This window comes from Micromonospora sp. LZ34 (assembly GCF_052981855.1).
Genome location: NZ_JBRIQN010000010.1, coordinates 186,693 through 205,929, shown reverse-complemented (window position 1 = coordinate 205,929; position 19,237 = coordinate 186,693). Strand labels below are relative to the sequence as shown.

Sequence of the window (19,237 nt, the reverse complement as noted above, 5' to 3'; positions counted from 1 at the left end):
CGGGTGCCGAAACCTCGTGGGCGGACGCTGACCTGCCCGCACTGCGCATTTTCCGGGCACCGTGACCTGGTCGCGGCCGCCAGCATCGCCACCCGCACTCCGGGCGGCGGACCCACCACCTCGACAGCTGTCGTGCTGCCGGAGGTGGTCACGTACCGTCGAGCCGGCCGGCACCTCCCCGGCGCCGGACAGTCCCGACGTGACCCCCGCCGCCCACACCAGGCGGCGCGAGGATCAGTTGGCCCGCGGAGGCGCCCCACCGCCCGGTGGGGAGTCGCTCACCCTGAACGGTGAGGATCCACAACACCACCGGACCCCCGGTGAACGTTAGTGGACACCGCACTAGCGTGACGGGGTGACCACCGACCCGCTCGCCCCGCTGCTGGAGCTCGCCGACATCGCCCCCGCCGTCGAGCGGGCCCGCGAGCGCTTCGACCAGGCGCTCCGGCACCGCGCCCTGCGCCGGCACGGGGGCCAGGTCGCGGCCGAGGTTAGCCTCCGCTCCGCGGTGGCCAGCGCGGCGCTGGAGGGGTACGCCCACGACCGCGAGGCCGTCCGGGCGGGGACGGTCACCGAGCCGGTGCTGCAGGGGGCGCTGCGGGTGGCCGGGGCGCTGCCCGGGCTGAGCGAACTCTGGCCGAAGGCGCCCCGGCAGGCGCTGGCCAAGCTGCACGTGCTGGCCGCCCGGGACGTGGTCACCGAGGCCGAGCTGGGCCGTCCGGTGAACGACCCGGTGGTGGCCGCGCGGCTGGACGGGCTGGCCGGGCTGGTCGCGGGCGGCACGAAGGTCTCCCCGCTGGTGCTGGCCGCCGTCGTGCACGGCGAACTGCTGAACCTGCGCCCGTTCGCCGGGCCGTCCGGGCTGGTGGCGCGGGGCGCGGCCCGGCTGGTGCTGCTCTCCAGCGGCCTCGACCCGCGCGGCCTGCTCGCCGTCGACGTGGGGCACCGGGAGCGCGAGCCCGAGTACGTCGGCTCGGCCGGCGCCTTCGCCACCGGCACGCCGGACGGGCTGCGCTCCTGGCTGCGCCACTACATGGCCGCTGCCGAGGTCGGCGCGGACCAGCTCACCACGATCGGCGACGAGATCATCGCCGCCGCCTGAGCGGCGCGATCCGGGCGACTGCCTGAGCCCCGCCGTCCGGGCCGCCGTTTGAGCCCCGCCGTCCGGGCCGCCGCCTGGGCCGCAGGCACGGTCCGGGCTGCCGGCTGAGTGGTGCCTACGCGCTGCCGGCTGAGAGGAGCCGTGCGAGCGGCCTGAGGGGCGCCGGGGCCGCGACGGGCGCGGTCAGGCGGCGGGGGCGGTGCGGGTGCGGCGGTGCCGGCCGTACCAGGCGATGCCGATGGCCACCCCGACGCCGACGCCGAGCGCGGCCGCGGCGACCGGGACGGCGGGACGCTCGCGCAGCCGGCGGCCCAGCGGGATCGGGTGCCGGAACTCCAGCACCGGCCAGGAGTTTTCCGCCGCCAGCTTGCGCAGCTGCCGGTCCGGGTTCACCACCGTCGGGTGGCCCACGCACTCGAGCAGGGGGCGGTCGCTGTACGAGTCGGAGTAGGCGTACGAGTTGGCGAGGTCGTAGCCGCGCGCGGTGGCCAGCTCGCCGACCGCGTCGACCTTGCTCGGCCCGGCGGCGTAGAACTCCACCACGCCGCTGTAGCGGCCGTCCACCACACCCATCCGGGTGGCGATCACGTCGGTGACCCCGAGCAGCTCGCCGATCGGCCGGACCATCTCCTCGCCGGAGGCGGAGACCAGCACCACATCCCGGCCGGCCGCCTGGTGCTCCTCGATCAGGGCGGCGGCCTCGGCGTACACGTACGGGTTGATCAGCTCGTGCAGCGTCTCCGCGACGATCTGGCGGACCTGCTCCACCTGCCAGCCCTTGCAGAGCGCGGCGAGGTAGTCCCTGGTCCTGGCCATGGTCTGCTCGTCGGTGCCGCCCAGCCGGAACATCAGCTGCGCGTACGCCGACTTGACCACGTCACGCCGGGTGATCAGGCCGTCCCGGTAGAACGGCCGCCCGAACGCCAGGGCGCTCGACTTGGCGATGACGGTCTTGTCCAGATCGAAGAAAGCGGCACTTCGGCCCACGGCGCGAAAGTCTAGCCCGATGGTCTATGGTCGGCGGGTGCCCGGGGTCCGATGCCCCCTCAGGCCCGCGGGCCGGCCCAACCACCTCCGCACATCGTGACGGCGGTCACACTCTGCGAACATGATTTCGCGGGGAGTGGAGGCGACACCACTCGACGTGAGCAGGTCCGCTCAGGCAGACTTGTCGGCACGACGAGTATTCATAGCTCGGACAACTCGCAGACCCTCGGCGGTTGCACCCCCCGTGACCGCTGAGTGGGTTCGGCTCGACCCCCCCGGAGCCGAACCTCACGACGACCCCCGTCTCCCCCCGACGGGGGTCGTCCCTTTCCGGGATGTGTGCTGCGACGCAGGTCATGGCCGCTCTCCGGGCCCTCAGGCCGGCTCTCATCGGGTGGCTCGGCCGCCGGAGTCGGCAGATCGTCAGCAGGCGCGGCGAAGGCGCCCAAGATCAAAGCGGCGTGGTGGGTCGAGTGTGCGCATAACGGTTTGGCGTCGTCAACGCCTGCTCGTCCCCCACGACCCGCCGCGCCAGGTTGATCGGACGGCATCGTTACAGCCGGGTGGCGTAGCCGCGTCTCAGATCGTGGAACGGCATCCCGCCGACGGCCTTTCGGGCCGGTGGCAAGGCCGGCGGCGTCGGGGGTGAACGCGCCCGCGCAGCACGGGCGACCGCTGTCGGCCTCCGATCGAGGCCTTCTGCGGCCAGCGCGGCACCTCCCGAACTCGGCAGCGTGCCCTGAGCACCGCCGAACGGTCCGGAAAGGGGGTCAGCCCATGGTGGGTAAATGCCTGTTCGTCGGTGACGCAACGGTCGTGCACGGGCTGGGATACGCGCTCTCCGTAACCAGGTCTCCGGTGACCTGCGGCCGTGGTCCATCTCGAAGGCGGCCGGTGCGCGGGCGCGTGGTCGTCCCGGTTCGCGTACGACGATTGGGCGCTGCCATGCCTGCTGAGGAGGGCGCACGGGCAGCGGCCGACGTGCGCAGAGCGCTAGCCTGCCCGGCATGCCCGACGACGTGGTCGAGTACTACCACCAGTTCCTCGACGACCGCCCCTGGTACGCGGAGGGACTGAGCTGGACGGTGATCCAGCCGGCCAGCGGGCCGGTCACCGAGGATCTCGTCCTGCGGCGGCTGCGCGGCACGCGAGTCGACCTCGCCGAGATCCGGTTTCCGCACGTCAACGACTTCCGGCCCGGGATGCCCGACGAGTCGAAGGTGGCGTACCTGACCCAGGTCGGCCCGGCGGTGGTGATGTTTCAGCCCAACGGCTTCGAGGGCGCCCGGCGGGAGGTGCTGCGCTGGCTCAGCGCCGGCGCCCGGGTGCACAACGTCGACTGGACCATCAACGGCAACGGCGGCATCAGCTACGCCGTCTACGGCGAGGTCCTGACCTGGGTGGACAAGAACGATCCCAACCGGCGCCACGGCGAGCAGCCGGACGTGCTCGACGACGACCTGGACGGGCTGCGCGAGAGCCGCCGCCGGTGGGACGCCGGTGACCTGGCGGGCGCCGACTTCGGCGCCGAGGCGATGGCGGTCGTCGAGCGGCGCACCGGCGTCCGGCTCGACGCCGACTGGGTCGACGCCTTCGAGGAGCCCGGCCCAGCCGTGATGATCGGCGACATCCCCCGGGACCCGCGACCGCCGGGCCGGTTCGGGCGCACTGACCCCGACCTGGACGCCCGACTGCGGTCCGCGCCCGAGCCGGTGCGCCGGGCCGCCCTGACGCTCGTCGCGCGGGCCCTCGCCCAGCAGTTCACCTTCAGCGACCCAGAGGCCGTGGCGGCGACGGTGGACGCGGTCGAGCGCGGCGTGCCGCTCGCCCCGGAGATGCGCACGCGGATGATGCGCTCGCGGGCCACCGGCGACGGGGGCGCCGGTCCGTCGGCCGTGAACGGACTACACGCCGCGACCGCCACGGGCCAGGGCTCGCACGAGCCACTCGACCTGCTCAACGCGGCCACGTACGCGGTCCCCGACGAGTGGCCCCGCCTGCGCCGGGCGGTCGACCGGCTGCTCCGCGGCTGACCGTACGGGCCCCGTTCTTTCCCGCCCCGGTCTGTTGCCTCCGAGGTTCATGGCCCCGACTCGAGAACGTCGCGCGCCGGACCGTGGCGTTCGGCGATGCGTCGGCGTAACCCCCGACGCAGGCGCGCCGACGCACCCGGAGCGGATGCGAGGACGCTGAGCTCGTCAGGCTCGACCGCCGCCCGGTCAGCCAGGGCGAGCACGGCAGCGTACGTTCGGCTCCCGCCGGCGGCGAGCCTGCCCTTGAGATGTCCGAGCACCTCCAGCAGGACCGCCCGGTCGGCGTGCGGATGTCGGGCCACGAGCAGCAGGAGTCGATTGTCGTTCCAGGTGCTGCTCCGCTGACCGCACAGCCGGGCCAGTACGTCCGGCGGGGTGCGTGGGTTGGCTGCCAGCGCCTCCCGGACGAACGGGTACGGGCAGCCCGCCAGGGCACGCAGCACCGCGTCGTCGGTACCTGGATCAGCGGCGAGATCGCGGTACTGGGCCGGCGTGCGCAGCCCTCGCATCGTCGCCTCGACATTCACGTGGACCATGATGCGCCCGTCGTGGCCGGCCGGACGGCCGCGGCTGGTCGAGAGCGCGCCGGATGTGGCACCGCATAGCAGATCCACCGCTTGCGCGGGCGTTGTCCACAGGGCGCCGGGTTGTCCACAGGCGGCCGTGCGAGGACGGCGGGCGGGGGTGGATCGGCAGCAAAGTCTCCGGTCAGCAACCCGAGCCGACCGTTGGAGGCCACGATGCCACCCCGTACCTCCGTTTCCGCACACCGGCGCCGGCCGCTGGTCGTCACGTCGGACGGCGAGCTTCTCGACGACCTGCTGCGGCTCGCCGCGGCGGGCGACGTCGAGGTGGACCTCGCCGCCGACCCGACCGCCGCCCGGACCCGCTGGCTGCCCGCCCCGCTGGTGCTGGTCGGCTGCGACCAGGCGCAGCCCTGTCTGCGGGCGCGGTTGCCGCAGCGACCGCGGCTGGTCCTGGTGGGCCGGTCCGGTGAGCTCGACCCCGGCTGGCAGGTCGCCGAGTTGATCGGCGCCGAACACGTCGCCACCCTGCCCGCCGCCGAACCGTGGCTGGTCGACCGGTTCGCCGAGTGCGGCCCCGACCGGGCCGGGAACGGTGAGGCGCGGGTCACCGCGGTGCTGGGCGGGCGCGGCGGTGCCGGTGCGAGCATCGTCGCCGGCGGGCTCGCGGTCACCGCCGCCCGCGCCCGGCTGCGCACGCTGCTGGTCGACGCCGACCCGCTCGGCGGCGGGCTGGACCTGGTGCTCGGCTGGGAGCAGTTGGAGGGACTGCGCTGGCCGGCGCTCACCGACGCGGACGGGCGGGTGGACGCACCGGCGCTGGTGCGGTCGCTGCCCAGCCGGCGTGACCTGGTGGTGCTCTCCTGGGACCGGGGCGACCTGCTCACAATCCCGGTGCAGGCGATGGCGGCCACCGTGGACGCCGCCCGGCGCGGCCGGGACTTCGTGGTCGTCGATCTGCCCCGCCAGCTGAACGACGCGGCGGTGACCGCGCTCCAGGCGGCCGACCAGGCGTTCGTGGTGGTGCCCGCCGAGCTGCGGGCCACCGCGGCCGCGGCCCGGGTGGTGGCCGCCGCCGCCCCGCACTGCGTCGACCTGTCGGTGATCGTCCGCGGCCCGGCGCCGGGCCGGCTGCGGGCCGTCGAGGTCGCCCGGGCGCTCGGCCTGCCGCTGGCCGGCACGCTACGCCCGGAGCCGGGACTCTGCCGAGGGCTGGAACGGGGCGAGGCGCCGGCGGCCAGCGGCCGAGGGCCGTTGGCCACGCTCTGCCAGCGGATCGTCGGCGACCTGACCGGCGTGCCCGTGCCGGGTGCGGCATGACCGGGCAGGCTGACGGCGACACCCTCGCCGCCCGGGTCCGGCAACGGATCGCCGCCGCGGACACCCCGGTCACCCCGGCCGCGATCGTCTCCGCTGTACGGGCCGAGCCGGGCGCCGCCGTCCTCGGGGACAACGCCGTGCTGCGGATGGCCGACCGGGTACACGACGACCTGGTCGGCGCCGGTCCGCTCGCCCCGCTGCTGGCCGACCCGGAGGTGACCGACGTGCTGGTGAACGGCACCCGGGTCTGGGTGGACCGGGGTCAGGGCCTGCACCAGGTCGCCGTCCCGGTCGGCACGGTCGACGACGTACGCCGGCTCGCGCAGCGGCTCACCGCCGGCGCGGGCCGGCGGTTGGACGACGGCTCGCCGTACGCGGACGCCCGGCTCGCCGACGGCACCCGGCTGCACGCCGTGCTGCCACCGGTGGCGACCGACGGGCCCTACCTGTCGTTGCGGACCTTCCGCCAGCGACCGTTCACCCTCGACGACATGGTCGGGCAGGGGACGGTCCCGCGACCGGTGGCACCCGTGCTCGCCGCCGTCGTGGCGGCCCGGCTGGCGTACCTGGTCACCGGCGGCACCGGGTCGGGAAAGACCACTCTGCTGAACACGCTGCTCGGTCTGGTGCCCGCGACCGAACGGATCGTGCTGGTGGAGGACGCCGCCGAGCTGCACCCGGTGCACCCGCACGTGGTCGGGCTCCAGGCCCGCACCGCCAACGTGGAGGGCTCCGGCGCGGTCGGGCTGACCGACCTGGTCCGGCAGGCGCTGCGGATGCGGCCCGACCGGCTGGTCGTCGGTGAGTGCCGGGGCGGGGAGGTGGTCGACCTCCTCGCCGCCCTCAACACCGGCCACGACGGCGGGGCCGGGACGCTGCACGCCAACGCGCCCTCGGACGTACCGGCCCGGCTGGAGGCGCTCGGCATGCTCGGCGGGCTGCCCCGCGCCGCCCTGCACGCCCAGGTGGCCGCCGCGCTTCAGGTGCTGCTCCAGGTCCGCCGCAGCTCCGGCCGGCGGGTCCTGGAGTCGATCTGCCTGTTGCTGCCCGAAGGCCCGGAACGGCTGGTCACCGCGGTCCCCGCCTGGATACGCGGACGCGGGTTCGGCATCGCCGCCCGGCCGCTCGGGGCGCTGCTGCGGGAGCGGGGCGTTGAGCTGCCGCCGATCCTCTGCGAGCCCTGGCCCGGATCGGCGGGACCGGCATGAGCGCCGGGTACTGGCTGCTGGTGGCGTTGCTGACCACGGTCGCGGTGCTGGTGGCCGGGCCGCTGCGGCGCTCCCGGGTCCGACGCCGCGCCCTGACTGGTCCGGCCGCCCCCGACGATCCGCTCGTGGACTGGGTGGCGGAGCTGCGCCGCCCGATCGCCGGCACCGACGGCGCCGCCCGGGCGGCCGGCAGGGTGCCGTCGCTGCCGGTCCGGCAGGTGGCCGGCCGAGCGCCGCTGTCCCGGCCGGACGATGCGGCTCCGCTGCGGGCCGCCGAACCGTCCCTGCCGCCGCCCCGTGCCGGCGGGACACCGATGGCCCCGCGCTTCGCCGGCCCGCCACGACCGCCCGGTCGCCGGGATCCCCGCCGACCCGCCGGGCCCGTCGGGCCGCCGACCGCCTCAGTGGGGCGACGGCCGGCGACAACGGGGCGACGGCCGGCGACCTGGGCCGGGCCGGTGCCGCCGGACGCCGGATGGCGACGCGTGTCGGCTGCGCTCACGGCGTCGCCGAAGCGCACCCTGCTCCTCGCCGGCCTGGTCGGTGCCGGGCTGGGGGTACTGCTCGGCGGCCCGGTGGCGGGGGCGGCCCTCGGTGGCTACGGGGCGTTGGGTGCCCGCGCCCTGGTTGGGCGGCAGGCGGCGCGGCGTGCGGACCGGGCCCGGCGTCGACGCCTGGACCAGCTCTGCGGTCTCGCCGCCGACCTGCGCGCGGGACTGCCCGTGCTGGTGGCCGCGGAGCGCCTGGGGCTGACCGTCGCCGGTGACGCCTCGAACGCTCCGGCCCCGGCGCGCGACGGCATCGGTCTGCCCGGGACGAACACCGGGCCGGAGCGGGCGGCGGTCAGCGCCGGTGCGGGCGTGCTGGCGACGAACGCCGACCGCGGGCTGCCGTCGTCGATCATCGGTGCCGTAGCGGGTGGCGGCATCGGGGCGGGTCTCGACCGGTGCGGGGACCACATCCCCCAGCTGCCGGTCGCGCCGCCGAGCGCCGGACCTCCCCTGGCAGGTGCTCTCCCGGCCCTCCTCGCCGGCGGTCCCAGCGCGGTCGTCGAGCCGGCGGGTAGCGCCGGCCCGCGACGCGGCGAGCCGGGCCGGCGTGCGCGGTCGGGCGACGAGCCGACCGGATCGGACCGGCTCCTGCGGCTGGCGCTCGCCGCCGTACGCCTGGCGGACCGGACGGGCGCGCCGCTGGCCGAGCTGGTGGAGCGGATCGAAGCCGACGCCCGCTCGACCGATCGCGGACTGGCCGCGGCGGCGGCACAGGCGGCCGGGGCGCGGGCGGCCGCGTGGCTGTTGGCGGCGCTGCCCCTCGGCGGCATCGGGCTCGGCTACGGCATCGGCGTGGACCCGATCGCCGTGCTGCTGCACACCCCGGTCGGTGGGGGCTGCGCCGTCGCCGCGATCGTGCTCCAGGTCGCCGGGCTGCTCTGGGCCGAGCGGCTCGGCGCGACGCCGGGGCGGGCCGGCTGATGTCCCGGACGGTGCTGGCCGCCGGGTGCCTGGTCGGGGCGGCTCTGCTCACCGCGACGTCCGGGGTAGGGCGCCGCCCGCGGCACCGGTTGCGCAACCTGAGCTCCGCCCCGCCCGCTCCGGGGCGACCGGCCGCCGGCGGTCCCGCCGAGCCGGCGGCGGACGGCGACGGGGTGCCGCGGCCGGGCCGGCGCCCGGACGCGCTCCGCCTCGCGGCGGGGCTGGGCGGCCTGGCCGTGGCCGTGGTCGTCGGTGGTTGGCCGGGGCTGCTCGCGGCGCTCCCGACGGCGATGCTGCTCGACCGGGCGTTGCGCCGGATCGAGCCGCCGGCCGTCCGGAACCGCCCTGCGTGAGGCCGCGGACCTGCCCCTCGCCGCCGACCTGCTGGCGGCCGCGATGCGGGCGGGCGCGCCGGTCGACCGGTCCGTGCTGGCGGTGGCCGAGGCGCTCGACGGGCCCCTCGCCCAGCGGCTGGGCCGGGTCGGTCGCATGCTGCTGCTCGGCGGCGGCCCGGAGGAGGCGTGGTCCCAGCTCGGGTCGGTACCCGGCGCGGGGCGGATGACCGCGGCGGCGATGCGCTCCTCGCACAGCGGCGCCGCGCTGGCCGGGGCGCTGACCCGGCTCGCCGACGACCTGCGTGCCGACCGGGCCACCGCAGCCGAGGCGTCCGCCCGCCGGGCGGGGGTGCTCGTGGTGTTGCCGCTGGGGCTCTGCTTCCTGCCGGCCTTCATTCTCGCCGGCCTGGTGCCGGTGATCGTCGCCGTCCTCGGCGACGTGCTCTGAGAACCCTCGAGAAAGGACAGCACGTGCGCAAACTCTTGGCCCGCCTGCGCGGGGACGCCGGCATGAACACCGCCGAGTACGCCGTGGGCACCCTCGCCGCCGTCGCCTTCGCCGGAATCCTGCTGAAGGTGCTGACCTCGGGCAACGTGCAGTCGGCGTTGACCGCCGTCATCGACCGGGCGCTGAAGTGACCCGGCGCCGGCCGGCCGGCCGCGACCGGGGTTCCTTCACGGCCGAACTGGCGGCCGGCCTGCCGGCGCTGGTCCTTCTCCTGCTCGCCGGCCTGACTGCGGTCAACGCGGTCAGCACGAAGGCGGGCTGCCTGGACGCGCCCCGGGAGGCGGCGCTCGCCGCCTCCCGGGGCGAGGACGGAACGGCCGCCGGGCAGCGCTCCGCTCCGGCGGGTGCCGAGGTGTCGGTGGCGGTCGACGGCGAGCGGGTCCGGGCTCCGGTCCGCACCCTCGGCGCCCGGCTGCCCAGGATCACCGTGGCCGCCACCGCGGTCGCCGCCGTCGAACCCGGCGTTCCGGGCGCGCAACCGTGACCGCCCGCGGCGACCGCTGCCCACCGAGCGGCTCCCGTCGCGGCACTGCTCGCCGGCGGGCTGGTCCGGTGCGTCATCGAGCCGGCGGTCCGGCCGGGGAGCGGGGCGGGGCGACCATCTGCCTGCTCGCCGTCGGGCTGGTGTTCGTGGTGGTCGGGCTGTTCGGTGCCGCCGTGGCAAGCGCCCGGGCGGCCCGGCAGCAGGCTCGGGTGGCGGCGGACTTCGCCGCGCTCGCGGGAGCGGGTCGGGTGCTCGACGGCCATCCGACCGCCTGCGGACGGGCCACCGAGATCGCCGCCGCCAACGGAGGGCGGCTGGTCGGCTGCCGGCTCGACGGACTCGACGTCCTGGTCACGGCGGAGGTGACCGTCGCGCCGCTGCCCGGGCTGACCCGCGTCGCCACAGCCAGCGCGCGGGCCGGCCCGGTACGAGGCTGACCCGGGGCGCGGGTCCCGTAAATGACCCGCGCCCGGCAGTAATGACCCGCGCCCGGCAGTCCCTCGGGGCGGTCGTCGCGAGCCGTGAGCTCACCGAGGGCCGTGGAACGCCCCGGCGCCCAGCGCGGCTGTCCCTCGTCAGGGCGTCAGGAGCGCGCCCGTCGGAGCCCGGAGGCGTCAGCGGGCCTGGAGGGCGTCGAGCGCGACGGCCATCGCGATCACCAGCCGCCGGTCGATCTGCGGGTGCTGGATCTCGACGACGTACCGGTCCCGCAGGCCCCACTTCTTCACCAAGGTGAAGACCGGCTGGCCGTTCGCGGTGAAGTCGAAGTGGTACGGCAGCCAGGAGAGCGAGTCGACGAAACGCCGCAGCAGGGCCACCGGCAGGCTGCGCTCCTGGCCGGTCACCTGCGGCAGGCCGGCCTGCTCGACGTGCCAGGTGGAGCGGAGCAGCGACTGGGCGAAGTCCTTGCGGAAGGCGCCGATGGGGGTGCCGGCGGCGTCGGTCACGTCGTACGTGGCGCCGAGGTCGAGCCGCTGGCGGGCCTTGAACCCGAGCAGCGGCTGCTGCTTCGAGTCGTCCGTGTAGATGGTCACCTGCTCCTTGAAGGCGAGCCGCTTCTGCTGGGCGAACGCCAGCAACCCACCCTCGGAGCCGTCCGGCGCGACGGCGTGGACCTCGTACTGGTTGACCATCATCCGCACCCGTTGGCGGATGTGGAACTGCTGCTGGGCCTGCAAGTTGTCGGGCTGCATCATGTCTCCTCACCGATAATCCGCCGGAGTCTCGCACAGCCCGGTCGCCCCTGCCGCCCGGAAACCGCGACAGCCGGCACCGAAAGCCGCCACGGATACCCGCCCGGGGTCGGCCGCCGGTCCCGAGGGCCGGGCGTCAGCGGCCGCCGTCCACGGTGGCGCGCAGCGACCAGGCGTTGAGCACCTGGTGGATGCTGCGCAGCCGTTCGTTGATCTGCTCCAGCCGCTCCGCCTGGGCCAGCGCGGCGAGCGCGGCGCCGAGCGCTATCTGCTGGTCGAGGGTGAGGTTCTCCTGGTCGATGGTGTAGAGCAGGTCGACGGTCTCGGCGATGGTGTCGGCCACGACTCCTCCTCCGGGCGAACGACGAACAAACAGCGGGAACAAACGACGACAACAGCGGAATCGCCAACGACGGCCACCGTCGATGGAAGCGCTCCCATGACATTGCCCAGCCAAGCGCCGGCTTCATGCATGACGGCCGGCTCAGGACGGCAGGTTCGACAGCACCACGTCGAGCACCCGGATCGCGTCCGGCTTGGACAGCGGGTTGTTGCCGTTGCCGCATTTCGGTGACTGGACGCAGGACGGGCAGCCGGTCTCGCAGCCGCACTCCGCGATCGCGTCCCGGGTGGCGCGCAGCCAGGCCGCCGCCGTGCCGTACGCCCGCTCGGCGAAACCCGCCCCACCCGGGTGCCCGTCGTAGACGAAGACGGTCGGCGCCTCGGTGTCCGGGTGCACCGCGGTGGAAAGCCCGCCGATGTCCCACCGGTCGCAGGTGGCCATCAGCGGCAGCAGCCCGATCGCGGCGTGCTCGGCGGCGTGCAGCGCCCCTGGCACGTCGGCCGGCTCCACCCCGGCCGCGGCCAGCGACTCCGGGGAGAGGGTGAACCAGACCGCCACGGTGCGCAGCTCCCGGGCCGGCAGGTCCAGCGGCCGGGTGTCGATCACCTCGCCGGTGGCGATCCGGCGCCGCTGGTAGGAGACCACCTGACTGGTCACGTCGACCTCGCCGAGGAAGAGCCCCACCGGGCCGGCGTCGACGTAGGAACGCACGCTCACCACCGACAGCGAGGTGACGTCGCGGGCGTGGGTGGACCAGTCCGGCTCCTCCGGATGCACCAGCGCGCAGCCGTCGGCCAGGTCCAGCTCGTCCACCACGTACGAGACGCCCTGGTGCAGGTAGACCGCGCCGGGGTGGAGCAGGAAGTGCGAGGAGCCGCCGTCGACGGTGCCGAGCAGCCGACCGGTCGCCGCCTCTACCACGCAGACCGGGGCGCCGCCCTCGCCGCGCAGGTCCACCTCGGGGCGCTCCCGGTGCCGCCAGTACCAGCCGGTCGGGCGCTGCCGCAGCGCCCCCGCCTCGACCAGCGCGTCCACCGCCTCCTTCGCCCCGTCGCCGAAGAGCGCCAGGTCGGCCGGGGTCAGCGGGGACTCGACCGCCGCGCAGGCCAGCTGCGGCCCGAGCACGTACGGGTTGGCCGGGTCGAGCACGGTCGCCTCCACCGGAGCCCCGAACAGCGCCTCCGGATGGTGCACCAGGTAGGTGTCCAGCGGGTCGTCCCGGGACACCAGCACGGCGAGCGCCTCCTGCCCCGAGCGCCCCGCGCGCCCGGCCTGCTGCCAGAGCGAGGCCCGCGTGCCCGGGTAACCGCAGATCAGCACCGCGTCCAGGCCGATCAGGTCGACGCCCAGCTCCAGCGCGTTGGTCGAGGCCAGCCCGAGCAGCTCGCCGTGCAGCAGCGCCCGCTCCAACTCGCGCCGCTCCTCGCGCAGGTAGCCGGCCCGGTAGGCGGCCACCCGGTCGCCGAGCCCGGGCACCGCCTCGTCCAGCGCCCGGCGCGTGTTCGCCGCCACCACCTCGGCGCCCCGGCGGGAGCGGACGAAGGCGAGCGTGCGTACCCCCTCGGCGACCGTGTCGGCGAGCAGGTCCGCGGTCTCCCGCAGCGCCGACCGGCGGACCGGCGCGAGGTCCACCGCGTCGGACGAGGTGTCGGCCGAGGAGAGCAGCGGCGGCTCCCAGAGCGCGAAGGTCACCCCGCCGCGCGGCGAGGTGTCCTCGGTGACGGCGGCCACCGGGAGGCCGGTGAGCCGCCCGGCCGCCGCCGCCGGGTCGCCCGACGTGGCCGAGGCCAGCACGAAGACGGGGGTACGCCCGTACTTCGCGCACTGCCGCCGCAGCCGGCGCAGCACGTGCGCGACGTGCGAGCCGAACACGCCCCGGTAGGTGTGGCACTCGTCGACCACCACGTACGCCAGCCGGCGCAGGAACCCGGACCACTGGGCGTGCCCGGGCAGGATGCCGTGGTGCAGCATGTCGGGGTTGGTCAACACGAACCGGGAGTGCCGCCGGATCCACTCCCGCTCGGCGCGCGGAGTGTCCCCGTCGTAGCAGGCGGGGCGTACCCCGTCGAGTTCCAGCTCGGCGACGGCGCGCAACTGGTCGGCGGCCAGCGCCTTGGTCGGCGCCAGGTAGAGCACGGTGGCCCGGGGGTCGGCGAGCAGCGCCGCGAGCGCGGGCAGTTGGTAGGCCAGTGACTTGCCGGACGCCGTGCCGGTGGCCACCACCACGTGCTGCCCGTCGTACGCCAGGCTGGCCGCCTCGGCCTGGTGCCGCCACGGCGCGACCACGCCGCGGCGGGCGAACGCCGCGCGCAGCTCCGCCGGGGCCCACCCGGGCCACGGCGCCGGCACGCCGGGCCGGGCCGGCACCCGCTCGACGTGGGTGACCGGGTCGGTCGGATGCCGCCCGCGCAGCCGGCCCAGCAGGTCACCCGGCGATCGCCCTCGGCCGGGGCCTGCGGATACGGTGACTGCGGACGACACGACCTGCACTCTCGCACTGGTGTTCGGAAATGAAAAGCCGGGGGGTTGGGTAAGGGGGAGCCTTCGCCGGTGAGCCGTCGGGCCGTACCGGCGGTAGTGGTTAGATGCCCAGGAGAGTTTACGGCTCTTGCGAGGAGGACCGATGGAGCTGTCGCTGGCGACCCGCACCGTGGGGGAGCACACGGTGCTCGAGGTCGGCGGTGAGGTGGACGTCTACACCGCCCCCCGGCTGCGTGAGCGGCTCCTCGAACTGATCGACGGCGGGGCCCGCCACGTGGTGGTGGACCTCGGCCGGGTGGACTTCCTCGACTCCACCGGGCTGGGCGTGCTGGTCGGCGCGCTCAAGCGGCTGCGCTCGGCCGGCGGCTCGTTCGCCCTGGTCTGCGACAAGGAGCCACTGCTCAAGATCTTCCGGATCACCGCGCTCGACCAGGTCTTCCCGCTGCACCCCACGGTCGACGCCGCGGTGGCCGCGGACCCGACCGGCGCCGGCGCGTGATGGCCACGGTCCGGCTCTCGTTCTCGCCGGCGCCGGTGCACGTCCGCACCGCGCGCCTGGTCGGCGTCGCGGTCGCCCGGCGGGCCGGGGTCCGCGAGGACCTGCTCGACGAGGTACGCCTGGCGATCGGTGAGGCCTGCACCCGGGCCGTCGCCCTGCACCGGCAGTACGGGCTGGCCGACCCGGTGCTGGTGGAGATGTCCGACGCCGGGCAGTACGCCGTCCGGGTGGTCGACCGCGCCCCGATCGAGGCCGGCATCGGGCTGGCCGCGCTGCCGCCGGACGAACTGGCCGACGAGTCGCTCACCGACGAGGCGCTCACCACCGGCGTCGGCTTCGCGCTGCTCGCCGGTTTCGTCGAGGACCTCCAGGTGCGCCCGGTCGACGAGGGCATCGGCACCGAGGTCCGGATGGTCTGGCCCGTCGGCCGCTGACCTGATCACCCACCACACAGGCCGCGTCCCCACCGGGGGCGCGGCCTGCTTGCCATGGACCCGCTCCTATATCAGATTCCGGTTCATAACACAGCGACGAAGATCATCGAGACAGGGTGACCCCTCGGTGTGACCTCCGACACGACAGAGGGCTACAGTACCCGGGTTGTCAGCAAGTGATCCATCCCGCAGCCAGCGGGAACGGGTGTTCATCGCTGGTCCGCCGGGGTGGGTTGGCGCGCGCTTGCGAGTCCGCATCCAGGCGCCGGTCGGTGCACTCCACCGGCCGGCGCGAGTGTCGGTACAGGAGGACACAGATGTCCGATACCTTGGCCGCCGCCGAAGGCGGCGGGATCTCCCTCACCGGAGCCAATGTCACCTACGTCGTCATCGCCGCGGTGATCGCGCTGGTGGCGCTCGCCTTCGCGGCCGCGCTGACGAAGGCGGTGCTGGCGGCCGGTAAGGGCACCACCAACATGCAGGAGATCTCCGGGGCGGTCCAGGAGGGCGCCGCGGCCTACCTGCTCCGGCAGTTCCGCACCCTGGCGATCTTCGTGGTCATCGCCGTGGTGCTGCTCTTCCTGCTGCCGGTGCACGACACCGACGGCAGCGAGACCGCGGTGAAGATCGGCCGCTCGCTCTTCTTCGTGGTGGGTGCGCTGTTCAGCGCGTTCATCGGCGGGGCCGGCATGTGGCTGGCCACCCGGGCCAACCTGCGGGTCGCCGCCGCCGCGCGGGAGCGACAGGGCGGCCGGGAGGCGGCCATGAAGATCGCCTTCCGCACCGGTGGCGTGGTGGGCTTCCTCACCGTCGGCCTCGGCCTCTTCGGCGCCGCGCTGGTCGTGCTGATCTTCCAGGGTGACGCGCCGACCGTGCTGGAGGGCTTCGGCTTCGGCGCCGCGCTGCTGGCCATGTTCATGCGGGTCGGCGGCGGCATCTTCACCAAGGCCGCCGACGTCGGCGCCGACCTGGTCGGCAAGGTCGAGCAGGGCATCCCCGAGGACGACCCGCGCAACGCCGCCACCATCGCCGACAACGTCGGCGACAACGTCGGTGATTGCGCCGGCATGGCCGCCGACCTGTTCGAGTCGTACGCGGTCACCCTGGTCGCCGCACTGATCCTCGGCCGGGCCGCGTTCGGCAACGAGGGCCTGGTCTTCCCGCTGATCATCTCCACCGTCGGCGTGCTCGTGGCGATCATCGGGGTCTTCATCACCCGGCTGCGCACCTCCGACCGCAACGGCCTGACCGCGATCAACCGGGCCTTCTACCTCTCTGCCGTGATCTCGGCGGTGCTGGTGGCGATCGCCGCGTTCGCGTACCTGCCGGCCACGTTCGGCGGCCTGGAGGGCGGCCTCACCAACGACGACGGCACCCCGATCGACGGCAACCCGCGCCTGGTGGCCATCGGCGCCGTGGTGATCGGCATCGTGCTCGCCGCCGCGATCCAGGCGCTGACCGGCTACTTCACCGAGACCAACCGGCGCCCGGTGCAGGACATCGGCAAGAGCTCGCAGACCGGCGCAGCCACCGTCATCCTCGCCGGCATCAGCGTCGGCCTGGAGTCGGCGGTCTACTCGGCGCTGCTGATCGGCGCCGGCGTCTTCGGCGCCTTCCTGCTCGGCGGCAGCTCGATCACGCTCTCGCTGTTCGCGGTGGCGCTGGCCGGCACCGGCCTGCTCACCACGGTCGGCGTGATCGTCGCGATGGACACCTTCGGCCCGATCTCCGACAACGCCCAGGGCGTGGCCGAGATGTCCGGCGACATCGACGAGCACGGCGCGCGGACCCTCACCGAGCTGGACGCGGTGGGCAACACCACCAAGGCGATCACCAAGGGCATCGCGATCGCCACCGCGGTGCTCGCCGCGACCGCGCTGTTCGGCTCGTACACCGACACCCTGCGCACCGCGTACGCGGACGCCGGGGTGGGTGACGTGGGCGGCGAGATCCTCAACTCGCTGAACGTGTCCAACCCGCGCAACCTGGTCGGCCTGATCATCGGCGCGGCCGTGGTCTTCCTCTTCTCCGGCCTGGCCATCAACGCGGTCTCCCGCTCGGCGGGCGCCGTGGTGATGGAGGTACGCCGGCAGTTCCGCGAGCTGCCCGGCATCATGGACCGCACCCAGCGGCCGGAGTACGGCAAGGTCGTCGACATCTGCACCCGGGACGCGCAGCGCGAGCTGATGACCCCCGGCCTGCTCGCCATCCTGGCGCCGATCGCGGTCGGCTTCGGCCTCGGGCCCGGCGCGCTGGCCGCGTACCTGGCCGGCGCGATCGGGGCCGGCACGCTGATGGCGGTGTTCCTGGCCAACTCCGGTGGCGCCTGGGACAACGCCAAGAAGCTGGTCGAGGACGGCGCGTACGGCGGCAAGGGCTCCGAGTCGCACGCCGCGACCGTCATCGGCGACACCGTCGGCGACCCGTTCAAGGACACCGCCGGCCCGGCCATCAACCCGCTGATCAAGGTGATGAACCTGGTCTCGCTGCTGATCGCCCCGGCCGTGGTGGCCTGGAGCGTGGGCGACGACCGGAACACCGGCCTGCGGATCGGCATCGCCGTGCTGGCTACGGCGATCATCGTGGCGGCCGTGGTGTTCAGCAAGCGCAAGGGCGTCGCGATGTCCGACTCGGACACCGACGCCGGTGCGGGCAGCCCGGACCAGCGACCGGAGCCGGTCAACGCCTGATCCGTTCGCCCCACCCGGTCCCCGGTCGGCAGCCGCCGGCCGGGGACCGGTGTGTGGCGGACCGGCGCCGCAGGGCCGCCGCAGCCGCGTCCGGGGCGGCAAACCTGACCGGTGCCGCCACTCGACAGAGGTCGTACGCTGCAACGCATGCGTACGTGCCGGGCGGCAGCCGCCGGAAAGCTCACGGTGGTCGTGGCCACGCTCGTACTCGTCGTCGCCGGCTGTGGTGGCGGCCCCAGCCCGCGGGCCTGGGCGGCGTCGGTCTGCTCGGCGCTGACCCCGTGGCGGGCCGAGATCAGCAAGCTGACCAGCAGCACCAACCAGCAGATGACCGCGCAGACCACGCCGGCGCAGGCCAAGGAGAACCTGGTGCGGCTCTTCGGCGGCGCCGAGCAGGCCAGCGAGACGGCCCGGCGCAAGGTCGAGCAGGCCGGCATCCCGGAGGCCGAGCACGGCGCCGAGGTGTCCGCCGGGTTCCGCACCTCGCTGGCGAAGATGCGAGACGCCTACGGCAAGGCCCGGGACACCATCGACGGGCTGAGCACCGGCCAGGCCACCGTCTTCTACGACGGCGTCCGCGCCGCCGTGGACACCCTCAACAAGGAGTACGACGCGAGCGCGCTGGACACCAGCCGGCTCAACTCCGAGGAGTTGAAACAAGCCTTCGCCGAGGTGCCGGAGTGTCGCTGAGCGGGACCGGTGAGCCGCCGGACGGGCAGCCGCCCCCGGCGCTGTTCCCGGTGCCCGAGCCGACCCCCGCCGGGCGGGGGCGGCCCGGTCGGCCCGATGACGGTCGTGCCCGGCGGGCCCAGGGCCGGCAATCCCGCAGCGCCCGGTCGACGGCGACCGCCGGCCGGAACGAGGCGACCGCCGAGCCCGGCAGCCGCCCGTCCGGTGCGGACCGGTCCGGTGCCGGCGGCGCCCCGGCCGCCGGCGACGACGCCCGCCGGCAACTGGTCTTCTTCGGCGCCGAGACGGCCGACCCGTCCGTGGCCGACCTCGCCGGCCTGCTCGCCGGGCCCGCCGAGGTGGTCCGGATGGGCGGCACCGCCCGGGTCTCGGTGGTGGTGGACGCCGCCTGGCGGGTGCACGTCCTCGTCGCCGAGCTGGCGCTGCGCGGCCTCCCGGCCAGCTGGGAGGCGACCGAGGACGAGCGGCACGCGGTGCGTACGTCGTACACCCGGGCGCTGAAGCCGCTCGCGGCGACGTGGCTGCGCGGCACGGTGAAGCGGCCCCCGGCCGGCTTCCACCTCAACGGCCGGCGGCTGCGGCTCTGGCTCGCCGCGGCGGGGGTGGCGGAGCCGACCGGGTTCCTGCTCCGGCTCGGCGCGGCGGACGCGGAGTGCCAGGCGACGGTCGGGGCGGCGCTCGCCGCGGCCGGCCTGGCCGGGGCGCTCGCAGCGGAGGCGGGTGGCCCGGCGTACCGGATCACCGGGCGTCGTCGGCTGGCCCGGCTCGCCGAGCTGGTCGGCGACCGGCCACCCACCGCGCCGGTCACCGCCTGGCCCGCCCGGCCCTGACCCGGCAGGCCCGGCGCGTGCCGTGATCGCCCAGGTGGCGCCGGGTGTCCGGTCGGCGACAGTGAGGGTGGGGCGGGGCGGTTTGGGGCGGAAAACGGCCGGGT

The 19,237-nt window shown here is 75.1% G+C and carries 18 protein-coding genes and 2 pseudogenes; 15 read left to right on the top strand and 5 right to left on the bottom strand.

Annotated elements, in window-relative coordinates:
- A partial coding sequence (locus ACVCAH_RS14265; protein WP_447136586.1) for a hypothetical protein occupies positions 1–294 on the top strand: 294 nt, incomplete at its 5' end.
- Between the two features lie 61 nt (positions 295–355).
- Positions 356–1,102 (top strand): oxidoreductase, encoded by a 747-nt coding sequence (locus ACVCAH_RS14260; protein WP_447136585.1) that lies wholly within the window; start codon positions 356–358, stop codon positions 1,100–1,102.
- Between the two features lie 183 nt (positions 1,103–1,285).
- Here the strand turns inward: ACVCAH_RS14260 and ACVCAH_RS14255 are convergent, their stop codons facing one another.
- Positions 1,286–2,089 carry an HAD family hydrolase gene (locus ACVCAH_RS14255; RefSeq protein ID WP_447136584.1) on the bottom strand — a complete coding sequence of 268 codons (804 nt, stop codon included), beginning with the start codon at positions 2,087–2,089 and terminating at the stop codon, positions 1,286–1,288.
- A 1,007-nt stretch (positions 2,090–3,096) separates the two neighbouring features.
- Here ACVCAH_RS14255 and ACVCAH_RS14250 point away from each other — a divergent pair.
- On the top strand, positions 3,097–4,122 hold the full coding sequence (locus ACVCAH_RS14250; RefSeq protein ID WP_447136583.1) for a DUF6461 domain-containing protein: 1,026 nt from the start codon (positions 3,097–3,099) through the stop codon (positions 4,120–4,122).
- A 47-nt stretch (positions 4,123–4,169) separates the two neighbouring features.
- Here ACVCAH_RS14250 and ACVCAH_RS14245 read toward each other — a convergent pair whose 3' ends face one another.
- On the bottom strand, positions 4,170–4,649 hold the full coding sequence (locus ACVCAH_RS14245; protein ID WP_447136582.1) for a variant leucine-rich repeat-containing protein: 480 nt from the start codon (positions 4,647–4,649) through the stop codon (positions 4,170–4,172).
- A 213-nt stretch (positions 4,650–4,862) separates the two neighbouring features.
- On the opposite strand from ACVCAH_RS14245, the gene ssd reads away from it, so the two are divergent.
- From ssd to ACVCAH_RS14210, 7 genes and pseudogenes are all read left to right on the top strand, one after another.
- A complete protein-coding gene (gene ssd, locus ACVCAH_RS14240; RefSeq protein WP_447136581.1) occupies positions 4,863–5,966 on the top strand; it encodes a septum site-determining protein Ssd in 1,104 nt (367 codons plus the stop codon).
- A complete protein-coding gene (locus tag ACVCAH_RS14235) occupies positions 5,963–7,174 on the top strand; it encodes a TadA family conjugal transfer-associated ATPase (protein WP_447136580.1) in 1,212 nt (403 codons plus the stop codon). Before ssd ends, ACVCAH_RS14235 begins: the two co-directional genes overlap by 4 nt.
- A 1,145-nt stretch (positions 7,175–8,319) precedes the next feature.
- A pseudogene (locus ACVCAH_RS14230) lies at positions 8,320–8,646 on the top strand (hypothetical protein); the annotation flags it as partial.
- A pseudogene (locus ACVCAH_RS14225) lies at positions 8,646–9,429 on the top strand (type II secretion system F family protein). The pseudogenes ACVCAH_RS14230 and ACVCAH_RS14225, both read left to right, overlap by 1 nt.
- A 62-nt stretch (positions 9,430–9,491) precedes the next feature.
- Entirely contained in the window at positions 9,492–9,620 is a 129-nt protein-coding gene (locus ACVCAH_RS14220) for a DUF4244 domain-containing protein (protein ID WP_208418639.1), read from the top strand.
- Complete coding sequence (locus ACVCAH_RS14215) at positions 9,617–9,973, top strand: TadE family type IV pilus minor pilin (protein WP_447136579.1); 357 nt, start codon at positions 9,617–9,619, stop codon at positions 9,971–9,973. The genes ACVCAH_RS14220 and ACVCAH_RS14215 overlap by 4 nt, the downstream gene beginning before the upstream one ends.
- Positions 9,970–10,410 (top strand): Rv3654c family TadE-like protein, encoded by a 441-nt coding sequence (locus ACVCAH_RS14210; RefSeq protein ID WP_447136578.1) that lies wholly within the window; start codon positions 9,970–9,972, stop codon positions 10,408–10,410. Before ACVCAH_RS14215 ends, ACVCAH_RS14210 begins: the two co-directional genes overlap by 4 nt.
- Positions 10,411–10,587: 177 nt before the next feature.
- Here the strand turns inward: ACVCAH_RS14210 and ACVCAH_RS14205 are convergent, their stop codons facing one another.
- From ACVCAH_RS14205 to ACVCAH_RS14195, 3 genes are all read right to left on the bottom strand, one after another.
- Positions 10,588–11,166: a hypothetical protein gene (locus tag ACVCAH_RS14205; protein ID WP_447136577.1), complete on the bottom strand. Its 579-nt coding sequence runs from the start codon at positions 11,164–11,166 to the stop codon at positions 10,588–10,590.
- Positions 11,167–11,302: 136 nt separating this feature from the next.
- Positions 11,303–11,509: a hypothetical protein gene (locus tag ACVCAH_RS14200; RefSeq protein WP_447136576.1), complete on the bottom strand. Its 207-nt coding sequence runs from the start codon at positions 11,507–11,509 to the stop codon at positions 11,303–11,305.
- A gap of 141 nt (positions 11,510–11,650) precedes the next feature.
- Complete coding sequence (locus ACVCAH_RS14195; RefSeq protein ID WP_447136575.1) at positions 11,651–13,990, bottom strand: DEAD/DEAH box helicase; 2,340 nt, start codon at positions 13,988–13,990, stop codon at positions 11,651–11,653.
- 142 nt (positions 13,991–14,132) lie between these two features.
- Between ACVCAH_RS14195 and ACVCAH_RS14190 the strand changes: the two genes are divergently transcribed.
- The 5 genes from ACVCAH_RS14190 to ACVCAH_RS14170 all read left to right on the top strand — a co-directional run bounded on the left by ACVCAH_RS14190 (position 14,133) and on the right by ACVCAH_RS14170 (position 19,133).
- Complete coding sequence (locus ACVCAH_RS14190; RefSeq protein ID WP_447136574.1) at positions 14,133–14,489, top strand: STAS domain-containing protein; 357 nt, start codon at positions 14,133–14,135, stop codon at positions 14,487–14,489.
- Positions 14,486–14,923 (top strand): ATP-binding protein, encoded by a 438-nt coding sequence (locus ACVCAH_RS14185; protein ID WP_447136573.1) that lies wholly within the window; start codon positions 14,486–14,488, stop codon positions 14,921–14,923. The genes ACVCAH_RS14190 and ACVCAH_RS14185 overlap by 4 nt, the downstream gene beginning before the upstream one ends.
- Positions 14,924–15,240: 317 nt before the next feature.
- Complete coding sequence (locus ACVCAH_RS14180; RefSeq protein WP_447136572.1) at positions 15,241–17,613, top strand: sodium-translocating pyrophosphatase; 2,373 nt, start codon at positions 15,241–15,243, stop codon at positions 17,611–17,613.
- A 147-nt stretch (positions 17,614–17,760) separates the two neighbouring features.
- Positions 17,761–18,303: a hypothetical protein gene (locus tag ACVCAH_RS14175; RefSeq protein WP_447136571.1), complete on the top strand. Its 543-nt coding sequence runs from the start codon at positions 17,761–17,763 to the stop codon at positions 18,301–18,303.
- A complete protein-coding gene (locus tag ACVCAH_RS14170) occupies positions 18,294–19,133 on the top strand; it encodes a hypothetical protein (protein ID WP_447136570.1) in 840 nt (279 codons plus the stop codon). The genes ACVCAH_RS14175 and ACVCAH_RS14170 overlap by 10 nt, the downstream gene beginning before the upstream one ends.
- Positions 19,134–19,237: the final 104 nt, after the last annotated feature.

What these genes read in the sequence shown, in the direction of transcription:
- ACVCAH_RS14250 (WP_447136583.1), top strand. Translation starts at nt 3,097, where the DNA reads ATGCCCGACGACGTGGTCGAGTACTACCACCAGTTCCTCGACGACCGC.
- ssd (WP_447136581.1), top strand. Translation starts at nt 4,863, where the DNA reads ATGCCACCCCGTACCTCCGTTTCCGCACACCGGCGCCGGCCGCTGGTC.
- ACVCAH_RS14235 (WP_447136580.1), top strand. Translation starts at nt 5,963, where the DNA reads ATGACCGGGCAGGCTGACGGCGACACCCTCGCCGCCCGGGTCCGGCAA.
- ACVCAH_RS14220 (WP_208418639.1), top strand. Translation starts at nt 9,492, where the DNA reads ATGAACACCGCCGAGTACGCCGTGGGCACCCTCGCCGCCGTCGCCTTC.
- ACVCAH_RS14205 (WP_447136577.1), bottom strand. Translation starts at nt 11,166, where the DNA reads ATGCAGCCCGACAACTTGCAGGCCCAGCAGCAGTTCCACATCCGCCAA.
- ACVCAH_RS14190 (WP_447136574.1), top strand. Translation starts at nt 14,133, where the DNA reads ATGGAGCTGTCGCTGGCGACCCGCACCGTGGGGGAGCACACGGTGCTC.
- ACVCAH_RS14180 (WP_447136572.1), top strand. Translation starts at nt 15,241, where the DNA reads ATGTCCGATACCTTGGCCGCCGCCGAAGGCGGCGGGATCTCCCTCACC.
- ACVCAH_RS14175 (WP_447136571.1), top strand. Translation starts at nt 17,761, where the DNA reads ATGCGTACGTGCCGGGCGGCAGCCGCCGGAAAGCTCACGGTGGTCGTG.